The 16,316-nt window shown below is 64.0% G+C and carries 12 protein-coding genes; 5 read left to right on the forward strand and 7 right to left on the reverse strand.

The features are described 5' to 3' along the window. Positions 1 to 55: 55 nt before the first annotated feature. The 7 genes from V3C40_RS27310 to V3C40_RS27340 are packed head-to-tail and all read right to left on the reverse strand — an operon-like array spanning position 56 to position 6,794. Complete coding sequence (locus tag V3C40_RS27310; protein WP_034781335.1) at positions 56 to 373, reverse strand: (2Fe-2S) ferredoxin domain-containing protein; 318 nt, start codon at positions 371 to 373, stop codon at positions 56 to 58. A 40-nt stretch (positions 374 to 413) separates the two neighbouring features. Next, complete coding sequence (locus V3C40_RS27315) at positions 414 to 1,601, reverse strand: VanZ family protein (protein WP_319993468.1); 1,188 nt, start codon at positions 1,599 to 1,601, stop codon at positions 414 to 416. Further along, positions 1,598 to 2,212 carry an ABC-type transport auxiliary lipoprotein family protein gene (locus tag V3C40_RS27320; RefSeq protein ID WP_219329291.1) on the reverse strand — a complete coding sequence of 205 codons (615 nt, stop codon included), beginning with the start codon at positions 2,210 to 2,212 and terminating at the stop codon, positions 1,598 to 1,600. Before V3C40_RS27320 ends, V3C40_RS27315 begins: the two co-directional genes overlap by 4 nt. Before the next feature lie 12 nt (positions 2,213 to 2,224). After that, the gene (locus tag V3C40_RS27325) at positions 2,225 to 3,184 is read right to left on the reverse strand and encodes an MlaD family protein (protein ID WP_034754305.1); all 960 of its coding nucleotides are present in this window, start codon (positions 3,182 to 3,184) and stop codon (positions 2,225 to 2,227) included. After that, positions 3,184 to 4,083, reverse strand: coding sequence for an ABC transporter ATP-binding protein (locus V3C40_RS27330; protein WP_331779028.1), 900 nt, complete (start codon positions 4,081 to 4,083; stop codon positions 3,184 to 3,186). Before V3C40_RS27330 ends, V3C40_RS27325 begins: the two co-directional genes overlap by 1 nt. Further along, positions 4,083 to 5,216, reverse strand: coding sequence for an MlaE family ABC transporter permease (locus tag V3C40_RS27335; protein ID WP_072457592.1), 1,134 nt, complete (start codon positions 5,214 to 5,216; stop codon positions 4,083 to 4,085). Before V3C40_RS27335 ends, V3C40_RS27330 begins: the two co-directional genes overlap by 1 nt. 57 nt (positions 5,217 to 5,273) lie before the next feature. Next, positions 5,274 to 6,794, reverse strand: coding sequence for a B12-binding domain-containing radical SAM protein (locus V3C40_RS27340; protein ID WP_331779029.1), 1,521 nt, complete (start codon positions 6,792 to 6,794; stop codon positions 5,274 to 5,276). 134 nt (positions 6,795 to 6,928) lie between these two features. On the opposite strand from V3C40_RS27340, the gene V3C40_RS27345 reads away from it, so the two are divergent. From V3C40_RS27345 to V3C40_RS27365, 5 genes are read left to right on the forward strand one after another with little or no spacing between them, the layout of a single operon-like run. After that, on the forward strand, positions 6,929 to 8,536 hold the full coding sequence (locus V3C40_RS27345; protein WP_331779030.1) for a DUF2138 family protein: 1,608 nt from the start codon (positions 6,929 to 6,931) through the stop codon (positions 8,534 to 8,536). Further along, positions 8,533 to 9,213 (forward strand): DUF1175 family protein, encoded by a 681-nt coding sequence (locus V3C40_RS27350; RefSeq protein ID WP_331779031.1) that lies wholly within the window; start codon positions 8,533 to 8,535, stop codon positions 9,211 to 9,213. The genes V3C40_RS27345 and V3C40_RS27350 overlap by 4 nt, the downstream gene beginning before the upstream one ends. Before the next feature lie 14 nt (positions 9,214 to 9,227). Continuing rightward, complete coding sequence (locus V3C40_RS27355) at positions 9,228 to 13,763, forward strand: alpha-2-macroglobulin family protein (protein WP_331779032.1); 4,536 nt, start codon at positions 9,228 to 9,230, stop codon at positions 13,761 to 13,763. Beyond that, on the forward strand, positions 13,763 to 15,445 hold the full coding sequence (locus tag V3C40_RS27360; RefSeq protein WP_331779033.1) for a DUF2300 domain-containing protein: 1,683 nt from the start codon (positions 13,763 to 13,765) through the stop codon (positions 15,443 to 15,445). The genes V3C40_RS27355 and V3C40_RS27360 overlap by 1 nt, the downstream gene beginning before the upstream one ends. A 29-nt stretch (positions 15,446 to 15,474) precedes the next feature. Then, on the forward strand, positions 15,475 to 16,203 hold the full coding sequence (locus V3C40_RS27365) for a YfaP family protein (protein ID WP_219329286.1): 729 nt from the start codon (positions 15,475 to 15,477) through the stop codon (positions 16,201 to 16,203). The last annotated feature ends 113 nt before the right edge of the window (positions 16,204 to 16,316 follow it).

Genomic DNA, 16,316 nt, shown 5'->3' on the forward strand with positions numbered 1-16,316 from the left:
ATACTGGTGGCGTAGGCTTAATTTGAAGTTAAAACGTTGAAATTAAATATGCGGCTCAGATTTTCAGGCGTTCGACGATCTTGCCGCCCACCAGGTGCGTATCGATGATTTCATCGATATCGCTGGTGTCGACGTAGGTGTACCAGGTCGCTTCCGGGTAGATCACCAGCAGCGGGCCTTCTTCGCAGCGGTCCATGCAGCCGGCCTGGTTGATGCGGATCTTGCCCGCGCCGTTCATGTCGAGTTCCTTGATGCGGCGCTTGCAATGCTTTTGTGCCGCTTCCGCGCCATGGTCGCCGCAGCTGTTGCGGCCGTCTTCACGTTTGTTCATGCAGAAAAAAACGTGGCGTTCAAAATACGGTGCGTCGCTCATACTATGCTCCTGCGGAATCATCAATGCGCCATGATAACGCTTATGGGTGGTCTTCGCGACGCTGGCGCTGCACATCTTCCTGCCGGTTCAGGCGGTGCGAGGGCAGGCACAGGAACCACAGGGCCATGAAGGGCCACAGCAAGGCCAAAAATTGCGCCGCGCCATTGAAGTTGAGGAACTTGCCTTGAAACCAGCCTTGCAAGGTTGACATGAAATACGGGTTGATCGGCGTCGTATTCACCATCACCAGACTCAGCAGCAAGGTGGCGGCCGCGATGCGGCGCTGCGCCACGTGCGGCGCGAAGGCCAGGCCGCCCAGCATGATCAGGCCGATCAAAAAGCCGCCCTGGGCGCCCGGCGTGATCCAGACGAAGGCGTTTTCCGGTGAAAACAGCAGCGCGCTGGCCATCGAGCGCACGATCAAGGCAGCGGCGATCAGGGCCAGCATCAAGATGGTGCGCGGCGCGGCGCGGCGCAGCAGGCACAGCAGGGTCAGTACGGCGCCCGTCATGCCGCAAGCCGTGATGATGGTTTCCGAAAGCCAATATTGCTCAACCGTCAAGATGACGTCGGGACGCAGATACGCGGCCAGGTCGATGTCGATGCCCGCCAGCTGCGACAGCCAGTCCGACAGGATGGGCAGCAGCTGGCCCAGGCCGAACAGATAGCCTTGCGGATAGATTTGCGCCAGCGGCCACAGGGCCACGAGCACCAAGCCCTGGCTGGCGTGCTGGGCAAACCAGCGCTGGCGCAAGCGGAACAAATGACTTTGGTCGAGCAGCTTGCGCGCCGTCAGGGCGCCGATGATGGAACCGATGCAGCAGCCGGCCGCATTCGTATAAAAATCGAGGTTCGACGAGACGCGGCTGGGCAAATAGGTTTGCACGGCTTCCATGCTGCCCGAAATCAACATGCCGCACAGGCTGGCGACGATGACGGCAAAGAAACCCGTGATCCTCGGAAACAGCGAATACACGATCAGCGCGCCCAGCGGAATGTAGCCGACGACGTTGATGCCCACGTCAAAGCCCGTCCAGTAGCGGGGCATGCGCGTGTTTTCCAGGAACGTCAGCGGCGACAAACCATTGCTGTGCCAGCCCGTGAACGGGAACCAGCTCGCATACACGATCAGGAAGACGTAGGCGAGCAGGGTCGCGCGCGACACGGGCGAGGAACGGACGGGCGGCAGCGGCGCCGCCGGGCTGGCGGGGGATGCGGGGTCGGTCATTCTTTCGTGATATTCAGCGTGCCCAGCCAGGTGAGCAGGTCGGCGGCGATGGCGTCCGATGCCGCCGCCAGCGCTTGCGCGCCACCTTGCGCATCGGCGCTGCCGGCGGGTCCGCTGCGGCTGAAGGTTTTCTGGTCGATCAGGCGGTGGCCGCGAAACAGCGAGGCGCGCAGCGACACGTGGCCGCTGCTCTGCGTCTGCGTATCGAAGTTTTGCGAGAAATCATCGACGTCGATGCGCAGCAGGGGCATGCCGGCGGCCGCGTCCGTGGTCGACAACACTTTCACGCCGCTTTGCGCCACGCGCGTTTTCAGGCGCTGGCTCAGCAGTTGCAGCGGCGGCGTGTTCCAGCGGTTGTAGGCGTACGGACGCGATTGCTGCGCATCGGCGTACAGCAAGCGGTAATACATGCGCTGGCTGTCGAGCCAGGATGGACCGTTGGCGTCGGCGATTACCAGCACGGGCACGGCTGGCGCGGCTGCTTGCGCGTCTGCCAGCGGTGCGGCCGGGCCGAAATCATAGAAAGTGGGGACGGGGCCGCGGCTGGCGCAGCCGCCCAGCAGGAATGCGGCGGCCAGGATGAGTGCGCTGAGATTGCGTGGGGTAGGCATGCGGTGTTCTCCTTATTTGCCCGGTGCCGAAAAACCGGGCTCGCCCGGGCCGGGCGGGATGTCTGGGGCGCCGAACAAGATGCTCTGCGGCTGTTCATTGAGCGTGCTCATGGTGGTTTTCAGGGCGCGCATCGAGGAGCGCGCTTCGCCGCTCAGCTCGATGACTTGCGGCAAGACTTCCAGCGACACGCCATTGGCCACCGTTTCCACCGAGCTGCCGACCCGGTCGACCGTGCCATTGACCTTGTCGAGCACGCCGCCTGGCGCCTGGATATCGTTGCCCAGTTTTTTCCACGTGGCCGTCAAGTCCGACACATTCTTGCTGGCCGTGCTCACGGCCGTCAGGGTTTGGCGCGTCTGTTCCGTCAGTTGCGGCAATTGTGTCAGGGTCGGTTCCAGTTGCTGCGGAATGGCGCCAAAAGCCTTGGCGGCCTTGCCCACTTCCGTGAAGGCGCCCAGCATGGCCGCCTGGTTGTCGGGGCTGAGCAGGTTGTTGACCTTGTTGGTGATCTGTTCGGCCTGGTCGAGGATGCGCTTGCCCCGTTTTTCCAGCTGGTCGAGCAAGCCGGCGCGCAGGGGGATCAGCGACGGCTTGTCCTTGCTGGTGCCCAGCAGTTTCGAACCCACATGCTCGTCGTCGAGCTGGATGTAGGCGATGCCCGTCACGCCCTGGTAGCCGAGGGTGGCAAACGTGGTATTGGTAACGGGGGTGTCGGGCGCCACGCTGATGTGCACGAGGATTTGCCCCGCCTTTTGCGTGTCGAAGTCGATGGCGTCGACCTTGCCCACTTCCAGGCCCCGGTAGCGCACGGTCGCCTGCGGGTTCAGGCCTGGTACGGACAGGGTGGTGGCGAGCAGGTACGGCACCCGTTCCACGCGGTCGCGGTTGAACCAGACGCCGAACAGGATGGCGGCCACCAGCAGGGTCAGTGTAAAAAATCCCGTCATCAGGGCATGTGATCTGTTTTCCATTACTTCTCCGCTTTCGTGTCTGTGCCGGCGTCGTCGCCTGGCTGCGCCGCCTTGCCCGCCGCCGCCTGTTTCTCATCGAGGACGGCCAGCGCGCGCTTGCCGCGGTCGCCGAGGAAAAATTGCTTGATGAACGGGTGGTCGACTTCGATCACCTCGCGCGTGGGGCCGATGGCGATCACGTGTTTTTCCGCCAGCACGGCGATGCGCGTGGACAGGGCGAACAAGGTGTCGAGATCATGCGTGACCATCACCACCGTCAAGCCCAGTTCGCGGTGCAGCGACTGGATCAGGGCGACAAAACTTTCCGACAGGTCCGGATCCAGGCCCGCCGTCGGTTCGTCGAGGAACAGCAGCTTCGGTTCCAGCGCCAGGGCGCGGGCCAGGGCCACGCGCTTGATCATGCCGCCCGACAAGTCCGACGGCATCTTGAGCGCATGTTCCGGGCCCAGGCCCACCATATTCATCTTTAATAATACCGCGTCGTGCACCAGCGCTTCGGGCAGCACGCGCAATTCGCGCATCGGCTGGGCCACATTGTCGAACACGGTCAGTGCCGAATACAGTGCGCCTTGCTGGAACAGCATGCCCCAGTGGTTGCGCAACTGTTGCAGCTGGTCTGAACTTGCTTTATTGATATCTTCGCCAAAGACTTTGACGCAGCCGCGCGCCGGATGTTCCAGGCCCAGCATCTGGCGCAGCAGCACCGTCTTGCCCGTGCCGGAACCGCCCACGATGGACAGGATCTCTCCCCGCTCGATTTCCAGGTTCAAGTCCTGGTGCACGACGGTGCGGCCGAACTTGGTCCACAGATTGGTGATGTCCACCACGGGCGCGTTGCCGTGCAGGTTGAATTGGCCTTCCTTGCCGGTGCCGCAGGCGATATTGGTGTCGTCCGCCATCAGTAGCCCACTCCATTGAAGACGATGGCGAACACGGCGTCGGCCAGGATCACGACGGTGATGGCCGTGACGACGGCGGTGGTGGTGCCGCGCCCCAGGCTTTCCGTGTTGGCCTTGATGCGCAGGCCGAAGTGGCACGAGACAAGCGCGATCAGCATGCCGAAGATGACGCCCTTGCCCAGGCCGATCATGTAGTTGGCCAGCGGCACGGCATCGGGCAGCTTCTGGATGAAGTAGCGCGCCGACAGGTTCAGTTCCACCTTGGCCGCCACCATGCCGCCGATCAGCGCGGCCGTATCCGTCCAGATGACGAGCAGGGGCATGGAAATGGCCAGGGCCAGCACTTTCGGCATGATCAGGCGGAAACCGTGCGAAATGCCCATCACCAGCATGGCGTCGAGTTCTTCCGTGACGCGCATGACGCCCAGTTGGGCCGTGATGGACGAACCGGAGCGCCCGGCCACGAGGATGGCGGCCAAGAGCGGCCCCAGTTCGCGGATGACGCTCATGCCCAGCAGGTTGACCAGGTAGATGTCGCCGCCAAACGCGCGCAGCTGCTGCGCGGACAGGTAGGACAGCACGACGCCGATCAGAAAGCCGACGAGAGCCGTGATGCCCAGCGCCTGGAAGCCCGCATGGAAGATATTGGCGGAAATTTCACGCCACGGCCCGCGCATCGGATGGCGCGCGAAGCGGCCGATATCCTGCGTCACCTGGCCGACCAAGGCAATAAAGCCCTTCAAATGTTCGAAAAACAGCAGGATGGCCATGCCCAGCTTCATCACGGGCGTAAGGCGGTTGGCGCGCGACGGCGGCGTCGTCAACGGCCCGGTTTCTTCGATGCGCCGGAAAAACTCTTCCTGCGACGGCGCCAGGGTCAGCTGTGCGGGGCGCTGCTTGCCCCAGGCATTCCAGAACAGCTGGGCGCCGATATGGTCCATGCTGTCGATGGCCGACAGGTCCCATTGCGCCTTGGCATCGCCCTGCAAGGGCTTGAGCTGGGCGTCGATGGCCTTGATGGCATTGTCATGCGCCAGCGCGTGCACCTGCCAGGTGCCGCTGGCAGTGACAAGGGCTCCCTGTTGGGAGCTGGTCTGGGAGAGGGTCAGTTTCGGCGATTGTACAGTCGGCATCGTGCCAGTTTAAGGGAGAATGGCGCAGACCGCCACCGCTGTTCAATCGCCGGCCCCTCAGGATGCCAGGTGGCGCGCCTGCCGCTGCGGCAGGGCGACGTCCGGGCGCACCTTGGCGCTGCCAGTACTCACTTCGGCCGGCTTGGCGTGAGCGGCCGCTTGCGCGCCGCCCGCATAGTCGCTGGCCACGAGGGCGTTGGCCTCCAGCGCGCTCATGCCGCGCGTCTGCAGCCATTGCGCCACCAGCTTGGCCAGGCGCTCCATGGCGATGCGGTGGGTGGCGTCCGTGTGGGCGTACAGCCAGTTCGAAAAATCCATGAAGTTTTCAAATGGCGCGTCACCGAGCATCCATTGCACCGTATTGGCGAAGCGGCCCGAGTTGGCGACCAGGTCCCAGTAGCGGGCAAAGCGCACGAGGCGCTGCATGCTCATGAAGTCGAGCTGCTTGTTCGCCAGGATGGTGTACGGCGGGTGCGGATCGAACACCATGCCATAGTTTTCCGTATGGCGGATGATGGGTGTGCCGCGCAGCCGCTTTAATATGCCGAACTGGATTTCATGCGGTTTCAAGGCCACCAGCTTGTTGAAGCCGGCCGCAAAGCTCGCTTCATCTTCGCCCGGCAAGCCGGCGATCAAGTCCACGTGCAAGTGGGCGTTCGAGTCCTCGCACAGCCAGCGGATGTTGTCGGCCGCCTTTTGATTGTCCTGCTTGCGGCTGACCAGCGATTGCACGTCCGGATTGAAGCTCTGGATGCCGATCTCGAACTGCAGCGCGCCGGGCGGGAATTTGCTGATGCCTTCCTTCAAGGCGTCAGGCAAGTGGTCTGGCACCAGTTCGAAGTGGGCGTAGATCGGATCGTCCGGATTCGCTTCGATCTTGTCGAGAAAGAACTGCATGATCTTCAAACTGGTCTTGATGTTCAGATTGAAGGTGCGGTCGACGAACTTGAACAGGCGCGCGCCGCGCGCATGCAGGGATTCCATCTCGGCCAGGAAGTTCTCCAGCGCAAAGGGCCAGGCCGTCTTGTCCAGCGCCGACAGGCAGAATTCGCACTTGAACGGACAGCCGCGCGACGCTTCCACGTAAATCGTGCGGTGGCGGATATCGTCGTCTGTATACAAGGAGTAGGGCAGCTGCAGTTCCGCCAGCGGCGCTTGCACGCCCGCGTGGATCTTCATCAGCGGCTTCGGCCCGTTGAGGATCTCGCCGCACAGCTTGGGAAAGGTGACGTCGCCCCAGCCCGTGATCAGGTAGTCGGCCAGCTTGACGATCTCTTGCTCGCCCGCTTCATGCGACACTTCCGGCCCGCCCAGCACGATGATGACTTCGGGCGCCACGCGCTTGAGCATGGCCACCAGTTTGGTTGTTTCCTCGACGTTCCATATATACACGCCAAAACCGATGATACGCGGTTTGTTGATGAGGATGCGTTCGACCAGTTCCGTGGTTTTCGTGCCGATGACGAATTCCTGCAGCCGCGTCTGCGCTTGCAGCGGCCCCATATTGGCCAGCAGATAGCGCAATCCCAGCGAGGCGTGGGTGTAGCGGGCGTTCAGGGTGGAGAGCAGGATGGTCATGGGAGGCGATGAAAACGGCGAAACCGCTATTTTACGCTGTCGCGTCAGCTGTGCGCTGCGGCAACAAATGCCATGTTACCATTTGTCAATAATTACTAACTTGTCAATGCTACGGCAGGCTAAAAGGATACAAGGTGCTGGCGAAAAAAGTACTCAATAAAAAAGTCCTGCTCGGGACGCTTGCCGGCGTGGCCGTGGTAGCCGCCGCACTGGTCGGCTACCGGGTTTTTGGCTGGGGTGCGATGGGGCCGGTCAATGGCCTGAAGCTCGATTTATCCCGGCCCGACGCGCTGGTCCGCACGAAAAGCCTGTCGGCCTTACCGCGCGACTTGCTGACGGTGCCGCTGGCGCGCGACGTGCTGCGCGAGGATTTCCTGTTCTATTACGAGCAAAGCGAGGACCGGTTGGGCCTGAAGGGCAGCTTGCGCCGTATCGCTTACGAGCATGAGCTGGGCTGGGGCGACCAGCTGCTGCGCATGGTGCTGGACCAGCCGGCGGAAGTGGCCTTGTGGCGCGACGCCGACGGCTCGCTCAAGCATTTCGCCATCGCCGTGTCGCGCAGCCAGCTGACGCGTTTGCTGGAAGAAGCGGGAAAGATCGCCCTGAAGGATACGCAGATGCGCGTGGCCGGCAGCTTGCGCGTCGATGGCGGCCAGGTGCCCGTGTATGCGCTGAACTACGCTTACCAGCGCACCTTGCTGTTTGCCGCGCATGGCCAACGCCTGGTCATCCTGTCTCATCCCGGCATGCTGTATGGCGGCAGCGACGGCAAGCATGGCGATGGCACGGCCGAGAAAACCGTGGCCAGCCTGCTGGCGCCGGAAGCTGCCAAGCAAAAGGTCTTTCATGCACAGTTCCATCTCGACGGCGCCGCGCCCGAGGGCCACAGCATCGCCGTCAAGGCGGACTTCCTGTCCTTCGGCTACCAGCCTTTCTTTGGCGCGTTAGAGGCGCTGCGCTTCGATTTTCAACAGGGCGCCTGGCAATCGAAGGTGCTGCTCAATGCCGATAAACTGAAAAACGGCGGCTATGACAGCAGCGCCCTGTGGCCGCAGCTGCCGCACAACCCGAGCGCCTGTTTCAGCGTGCCGGTCGACTGGACCGCGCTGCAGCCCGTGCTCAAACGCCTGGGCAGCAAGACATCGGAGCCGGTGGCGCCGCTGGCCGGGCACTTGCAAGGCCCCGCCGCCGCCTGCTGGTATGGCAGCTCGCGGCTGCATACACCAGTTTTTGTTGCCACCCGCAGTGCGCAGGCCGGTGATGACGCTGTCTATGGCAGCCTGTTCGAGGCGGCCATCGGCGGCAAGGACCCCGTGCGCAAAACGACAGGTAAAGATGGCGCCACGCGTTGGGAACGCAGTGTCGCCACGGCGCTGGGCCAATCCAAGCCGGCGCTGGCCGTGGCCGGCAATACCGTTGTCTTTTCCACCGACGGCAAGCTGGTGGACCAGGTGCTGGCCGTGCGCCGCAAGCAGGCGCCGGCCGCCAGCGACCTGCTGCCCGATGGCGCGCGCACGATCGGCCTGATCGCGCCGGCGTCGCTGGCCCGGCTGATCCAGCTGGAAGCCTTCGATACCCTGCCGGCGAATAACGAACCGGTCTTGCGCGCGGCCGCCAACGAACACTTGGTGCCGCGCCTGAACGCCTTGAAAAAATATCCGCCGCTGCGCATGGTGCTCAAGCGGCAGCCAGCCAGCGGCACGTCATGGGAAACGCTGGAATGGCAAGAGGCCGCGCGATGACGCTGTGGCATGGGCGGCATGGACGCCGTGCCGCCTTGCGCTGGCTGGCGGCTTGCGCCGCCACCGTGGCAATGCCCGCCTGGGCCTTGCGCGCGGCCGCCGACCTTCAGGTGCAGCTGTCGCAGGCGCAAAGCCGTGCCTTCCAGGCCTGGATGCTGCGCATCGTCAACGCGCAAATCGAACGTGGCCCGTCGCCGCGCTGGACGCACCGCGATTGCGCCGGCCTGGTGCGCTTTGCCGTCAATGAGGCGCTCACCGTGCATGACGCGAAGTGGCTGCATGCAAATGGCATCGCCAGCGACCGGCGCCTGCCGCCCGAGCTGGAACTGAGCGCGGATCAGGCCGCCTTGCGCAACCGCTGGGTGCAGACAGGCGGCAATGTCGGCCACTTCGTCACGGCGCTGGCGCTGGTGCAGCACAACAGCCGTTTCATCGCCCGCGAAATCAGCCAGGCGCTGCCCGGCGACCTGCTGTTTTTCGACCAGGGAGACGAACAGCATTTGATGGTCTGGATGGGAGCGCGCATCGCCTACCACACCGGCACCGTCACCCCCGACGACAATGGTCTGCGGACCGTCGATATCAAAGAACTTACGAGCTGGAAGGACACGCGGTGGCAACCTGTGGTCAACAATCCCAATTTCGCCGGGGTGTTCCGGCTGGCGTTTTTATCATGAAGCCGGTTTTTGTCATGAAGCTGTTATTTATGGGCTTTCTGGCGCTGCTCATGCTGGGCAACGCCTCCGCGCAGCCGCGCGATCCAAGCAACTACAGCACCTTCAAGGGTGAACCGTTTTTCCTGCTGTCGGACGCCAGCTACGGCAGTCTTGATGAAGCGCGCGTGCGCCTCGAGGTGCCGGGCCGCGACATGGGGCGCATGAACCTGGAAGCATATTCGGGCGCCGACATCGTCGTCTACCGCGTGCCCGAACCGATGGAGTTCCTGAAAAAGCAGCGCAATCTGCACCGCATTCAGGTCGAGGGCAATTACCAGGGCGAAGGCCTGGCCAACACCTTGAGCTTTCTGTGGGATAGCTGGTGGAAGCAGTCGCGCCTGGCCTGGCGCAAGCTGTTTTCCGGCGAGGCGCGCCTCGCGGTGACAAAAGAACAGCCGCAGCTGGCGACCAATGACGCGATCCGCCGGCGCACCGTGTTCGCCAACCATCCGCAGTACAAGCCGATCAAGGGCATGGAGCTGGTCGACAGCTTCCGCTATCCGATCTGGCAAGCCAAGGCCATCGCGCCGCCGAAAGGCGTCAAGCTCGATGGCTCCAGCAGCGACTTCATCGTCGCTGGCGCCGGCAACGTGATGATACCGCTGGGCAAACGCAAGCCGGGCCTGTACCTGATCGAAGCGATCATCGGCGAACACCGCGCCACCACCTTGGTATTCGTGTCGGACACGGTGGCTGTGACCAAGGTGTCGTCCGGCCAGATGCTCGTATGGACGGCGCGGCGCGACAACAGCGCCGCCGTGGCTGGCGCCAATGTGGCGTGGACCGATGGCACGGGCGTGCTGCAGTCGGCCACCACGGGTGCCGATGGTGTCGCCTCGCTCGAGCGCGGCAGCCCGGAACACACATATGTGCTGGGCCAGGACCGCGCCGGCGGCGTGTTCGTGTCCGAGAATTTTTACTATGACAGCGAGATCTACAACACCAAGATCTATGCCGTGACGGACCGGCCCCTGTACCGGCCCGGCGATGAAGTCAACGTCAAGTTTTTGGGCCGCGAATTTACCTCCGCGCGCAACTCGCAGGCAGCAAGCGCGGCGCCGATCAGCTTGACGGTGCTCAATCCGAATGGCACGCCGCTGCTGACGCAAACGCTGCAGCTGTCCGGCGAGACGGGCGCCGACACGCGCTTCCGCTTGCCCACGGAAGCGACCGCCGGCGGCTATGAACTGCGTTTCAATTACAAGGATGGCGTGTATGGCGCGGCCTTCCGCGTGGCTGAATACGTCAAGCCGCACTTTGAAATCAACGTCCAGCCTTCGAAGCCGGAATTCAAGACGGGCGAGGCCGTCAAGGGCAGCATCGCGCTGCGCTACCCTGACGGCAAACCCGTGAAAAACGCGAAGATGACCTTGTCCTTGCGCGGCCAGCAAAACACCATGGTCGAAGGCGAGTTGCGTTACAGCGGCCTGTTTCCCGTGGCCCTGAAGACGGAGGAAGTGACGAGCGACGGCAGCGGCAATGTGGACTTCAGCTTGCCGCCCGCCGCCGATCCGTCGCGCTACATCTTGACCGTGCTGGCGACCGATGGTGCGGCTTACCGCGTCAAGGCGACGCGCGAGCTGATGATAGAACGCTCGAGCAGCAGCTACCAGTTGAAGGCGACGCGCCAGTTTTCCGATCCTGGCCAGGCCGTGCATTTCGATCTGGTGGCCGATGGCCAGGGCGCGGCCAAACCCGTGCGCTGGGAGATGGTGCAGCTGGAAAAACAGAGCAAGACCGACGGCGCGTTCGATCCAAATGCCAAGGGCTGGGACGTGACGTTCCCCGCCTCCGGCTCGTATCAGCTGGCGCTGCGCGACGAGCGCGGCAACCTGCTGGCCGCCGCCAGCCACTGGGTCGCCGGCGATGGCGTGCAAACGACGCCGGGCAGCATCGAGATCGTGCTGGACCGCGCCCGCTATCGTCCGGGCGACACGGCCGAGGCCTTGATCACGTTCTCCGACAAGGTCGACCAGGCGCTGTTGACGCTCGAGCGCGACAAGGTGGAACACCATGGTCTGATGGCCGGCGCCGCCAACTGGTATCAGGCGAAACGCGTGGCGCCGCGCCAGTGGAGGGTGCGCATCCCGGTAAAAGAAGAGCATGGCCCGAACATGACGTTCTCGGTGGCGTACACGCGCAATGGCGACTTTGTCTTCGAGAACGCGGGCCTGCAAGTGATCGAGCCGCGCATCGCGCTGCAATTCAAGAGCGACAAGGAGGTCTACCAGCCGGGCGAAAAAGTCACGCTCGATGTGACGGCGACCCTCGATGGCAAGCCTTTGAGCACCATGGTGGCGCTGGGCGTGGTCGATGAAATGATCTATGTGCTGCAGCCGGAAATTGCGCCGGACATCGGCGACTTTTTCTATCACCCGCGCCGCAACAACGTGCGCACGACGGCCAGCCTGTCCTTCATCAGCTACGACATGGCGCAGGGCCGCACAGCGGGCGCGCCGGCGCGCCACAACTACAACGAGCGTGGCGTGAAGGTGCTCGAACGTCCGCGCCGCGACAATATCGATACGGCGTACTGGGCGCCCTCGCTGAAGACCGACGTGAATGGCAACGCGCGCGTGAGTTTTACCATGCCCGACGCGCTGACCCGCTGGAGGATCACGGGGCGCGCGATGGATGAACAGGGGCGCGTGGGCCAGCGCACGGCCTATCTGCGTTCCGATAAAAACTTCTATGCCAAGTGGACCGCGCCCGACTGGATGCGCGCCGGCGATGCGCCGCGTGCCTCGGTGGCGGTATTCAACCAGACGGGCAAGGAGCAGGCGCTCGACGTCGTGCTTTCCGGCGGGGCGCAGCCGAAGACGGAAAAGATGTCCGCCAAACCAGGTGTCAATTACGTCGAATTCCCGCTCGCCGCTGGCGCTACAGGGCCGCTGCGCCTGGAGCTGAAACAGAGTGGCAAGCTGGTCGACGCCTTGGACACGGCCATGCAAACCTTGCCCGCCGCGTGGAGCAGCCCGCGCTCCTTGGTGCTGCCGCTCGACGGCGGCACTGGTGATATTCCATTCAAGCTGCCGGCGGACGCCCGCAATATCCGCGTTTCGTTCGCTCAAGGAGCAGCCAGCCAGTTCACGCGCATTGCCGACGACCTGATCGACTATCCGTATGGCTGCGTCGAGCAGACGGCCAGCCGTTTGATTCCGCTCGCGCTGGCGACGCAAAGCCTGGGGCCGGACGCCGGCGCGGCAAGCGAGCGCCTGCAAACGCTGCTCACGGCACAACGCCTGCGCCTGGTATCGATGGCGGGCCCGAACGCCGTCTTCGGCTGGTGGGGCAATGCCACGGCCGGCAATGCCTTGATGACGGCCTACGCCTATTACGCCGACTGGTACGCGGCGCGCGCGTTGCACATCGAGCTGCCGCCCGAGCACTGGAACAAGCTGCTGGCCGTCTACAGCGAACATGGCTTGAAGGATGCGATGGGCGACCGCGCGCTGGTGCTGTGGATGGCGCGCGAGATGGGCCTGCCCACGCAGACCCTGGCGGCCGGCCTGGTGGATGACAGCGCGATTGCCGTCCTGGGCGGCAAGCCGCGCCAACCTGGCGACACGAGCAGCCTGCTGCTGGGCGGAGCTTCTGACCGTGAGACGCAAGCGATGGGCCTTGGCCTGGTGGCGCTGGTGGTCAGCCAGAATGGCATCGCCCTGCCGCATGGGCTGCAACTGCAAGTGGCCAGCTCGTGGCAGGTGCTGCGCGAGTCCAAAGCGCCGGTGGCGCAAGCCTTGCTGATGCTGGCCGGCGAAGTGCCGGCTACCCAGGCCGACGCGGTGCTGGCCAGTGTGCGCGCCGAGATGCCGACACTGGACCGCGCGATGACCTTGATGTGGGTGCAAAAGAAGCTGGGCGGCGTATCGTTCGGCAAGGGACCCGTCGTCGCGCTGGACGGCGCCTGGCAAAAACGCGACAGCCGCAGCGGCCAGCCGGTCTGGCGCTGGAGCGACACCAAGAGTATTCCCGATAAATTGCGTCTCGCCGCACCGGCGCCGGCCGGCACGGTGGCTGTGCTGCAGTACGACAGCCACGCGGCCGAAGCGCAAACCTTGCCGGTTGCCGTCGAGCGCCGCATCTTGCGCATGAAGGCGGGCAAGGGCGGTTACACGACGGAGCTGGTCAAGCCGGGCGAAGCGCTCAGCACGGACGCGCTGTACCTCGATGAAATCACCTTGAAAGCGGGGCCAGGTGCGAAGCACCGTTTTGGCTTGCTGGAAGTGGCGCTGCCGCCCGGCGCCATGGTCGAATCGACTACTTGGGGCATGGTCATGGCGGGCGACAAGCCGGCCGCGCTGGAACGCGCGCGCCACACGGAGCGCCGCGACGGCTACGCCGTGCCGATCGAGCCTTTGGCCGGCGAGGTGACGGTGCGCCATTTGCTGCGCTTTGCGCAGAAGGGCAGTTATGTGCTGCCGCCGGCGCGCTTTTACCGCATGTACCAGCCGGAGCAGAAAGCCTTCGAAGGCGGCGGCAAGACCACGCGCGCGCTGAAGGTCGAGTGATGCGCGTAGCACTTCCTGCATTCATGGCGGCCCTGTTGCTGGCCGCTCCTGCCTGGTCTGCATCGCTGGATGTGGCCTGGTGGCGTGACGGCAAGATGGAAGTGCACCAGTTGCGCCAGGGTGGCACGGCGCCGCCGCCGTTTGACGGCGCGCGGCAAGTACCGCTGGCCAGCTTGTGGAAGCTGTTCGTGTATGTATATGCGAGCGATAACAAGGTGGCGATGCCGGACTACCGCTGCGGCGGACGCGATCCGGAAGAGGTGTATTGCTGCGATGCTGGCCAGAGCATCGGCCACGACGTGGCACTGGCGCAATCGTGTGGCCCTTTTTTCTCGCCCAGGCGTCTGATGATCACGGCCACGCCGTGGCGCCAGTACTGGACCGGCCGCCTGGGCGCGGCGCCCGCAGGCGACTTTGCCTGGCTGTCCGACCCTGCGCAACTTGCGCCGGCGCGCACGGTGCGCCTCGATAGCCTGCTGCGCGCGCTGGACAGCATCCCGGCCGCCAGCCGCGCGGACGCCGAAGCGGCGCTGCTGCGCGTGGTGCTCGATGGACGCGGCGCTGGTACTGCTCGATGGTTCGGCAGCCAACTGCGCGTCAAAACGTATTCCTGGCACGAGCGGCGCCGGACGGACGAACGTATCGGCGGCGCGGCCGGCTGGCTGGCCGATGGTACGCCGATCTGGTTCGGCGGCGCGGGCGGCAGCAGCAATGTCTTCGAGCAGTGGGCGCCCAGGCTTGCCGCCAGCTTGCCGCCGGTAGGCGTGGCCGACGATGGCGGTTGCGTGGTGGTCGATTATTTCAAGCGCTATCCGATCCGCACCGTGCGCGGCGAACGTGGCGTGGCCGCACCTGGCCCGCTCAATGGCCGCTACCATGTGCAATTCGACAATGGCCAGAACCTGGCCTTGCGCAGCGCCGGCGAGTTGATGCTGCTGCAAGAGAAGGGCGGCCGTCCGCAATTGCGTGGCCGCTTCGGCGTCAATGAATATGTGGCGCGCGTGCTCGACCGCGAAGCGAATGCCAACGAGCCGGAAGCGGCCAAGGCGCTGGCGATTGCCGCGCGCACGTATCTGCAGCAGAACGCGGTGACGGTGGCGGGCTGCCAGCAGATCGCCGACAGCAGCGCGACCCAGCGTGTCAGTCCCAGCCCCGCCACGCCAGCGGCCCTGGCGATTGCGCGCTGGACCGACCAGCTGATTGTCGATGGCGTCACCGTGCGCTATCACAGTAACCAGGCGTCCGAGGGCACGATGGCGTGGAGCGAGGCGGTGCGCCAGGCCAGACAGGGCAAGCACTATGATGAATTGCTGGCGGCGGCCTATCCCGGCGGCGCCCTGAGCACCTTCGGCAATACGGGCGCGCGTTGCCGGCGCCTGGCGCAGAACGAGGATTGGCTGGCGCGGTCCGTGCCGCGCTGGCAGCGCGTGCTGCTGCGCGAGGCCGGTTATGAAGCGCCGCCGCAAGCGCCGCTGGTCTGCGCCTTGCAGAGCGGCGCGCCATATTCGGAGCAGTCGCGCAACCGAATTTATATGCGGCCGCTGGCCACGCGCGAAGACCGCATCACCCTGGCCCATGAATATTTACACCTTGGCCTGCGCAATCATCCGCGCGGCCAGGACGAAGAATATGTCGAGCGGCTGGCACGCCGGCTCGTCGACCTTAACCTGGAGGCCCTGTGAGTTTTTATATCCGTTGCGCGATTCCGCTAATGCTATTGCCACTATGGGCGCAGGCCCAGGTCACCATCGACGCACCGAAGAGCGGCTGGCGCAATTCGGCCGGTGCGCGCGAGGACTATACGCAAGCGGTCAATTACCCCGCCGCGTCGGTCAACCTGCAGCCGGGCCAGGCTGAAACGGCGCAGATACGGGGCCGTATCGCGGGCGCCGTCAAGGGCAAGCCCGCTACCCTGGTGGTCAACGGCGTGGCGATGCCGATGGAAGTTGGTGAGGATGGCAGCTATGGCCGGCCTTACGGTTTCGGCAGCGGCTCGAACAGCGTGGAAGTACGCTCGCCCGATGGTCGGAGTCGCGCGCGCACCCAGTTTGTCGACAGCTACCAGGGCAAGACCCAGGCGCGCCTGCGCATCGTGCTGTCTTGGGACAGTGCCGGCACCGACCTCGATCTGCATGTGGTCACGCCGGATGGTGGCCACGCCTGGTATGGCAACCGCGTATTAAAAGATGGCGGCGCGCTGGACGTGGACGTGACGACTGGCTATGGTCCGGAAATCTTTTCCAGCGCGGCGCCCGTGAAGGGCAACTATCACGCCTATGTCAATTACTACGGCAGCGGCGAAAACACCGCCATGCTGACTGTCGCGCGCATATCGATCATCACCAACGAAGGCACGCCGCGTGAAAAGCTGCAAAGCTTCCAGGTGCCGATGCGGGCCGCCGGCGAGCTGACTCTGGTGAAATCGTTTGTCTTGCCATAAATGGCTCTTGCGGACAGGCTGTTGCTTGGCTATAATTCGCCCCCTCGCTGAACGACGCATGCAAATGCTGAGTAAAGTAGAGAAAAAGAAGGAGTTGACGATTGTGCTGAAAT

The organism is Janthinobacterium sp. LS2A (assembly GCF_036543145.1).
Classification (GTDB): Bacteria; Pseudomonadota; Gammaproteobacteria; order Burkholderiales; family Burkholderiaceae_D; genus Janthinobacterium; species Janthinobacterium aestuarii.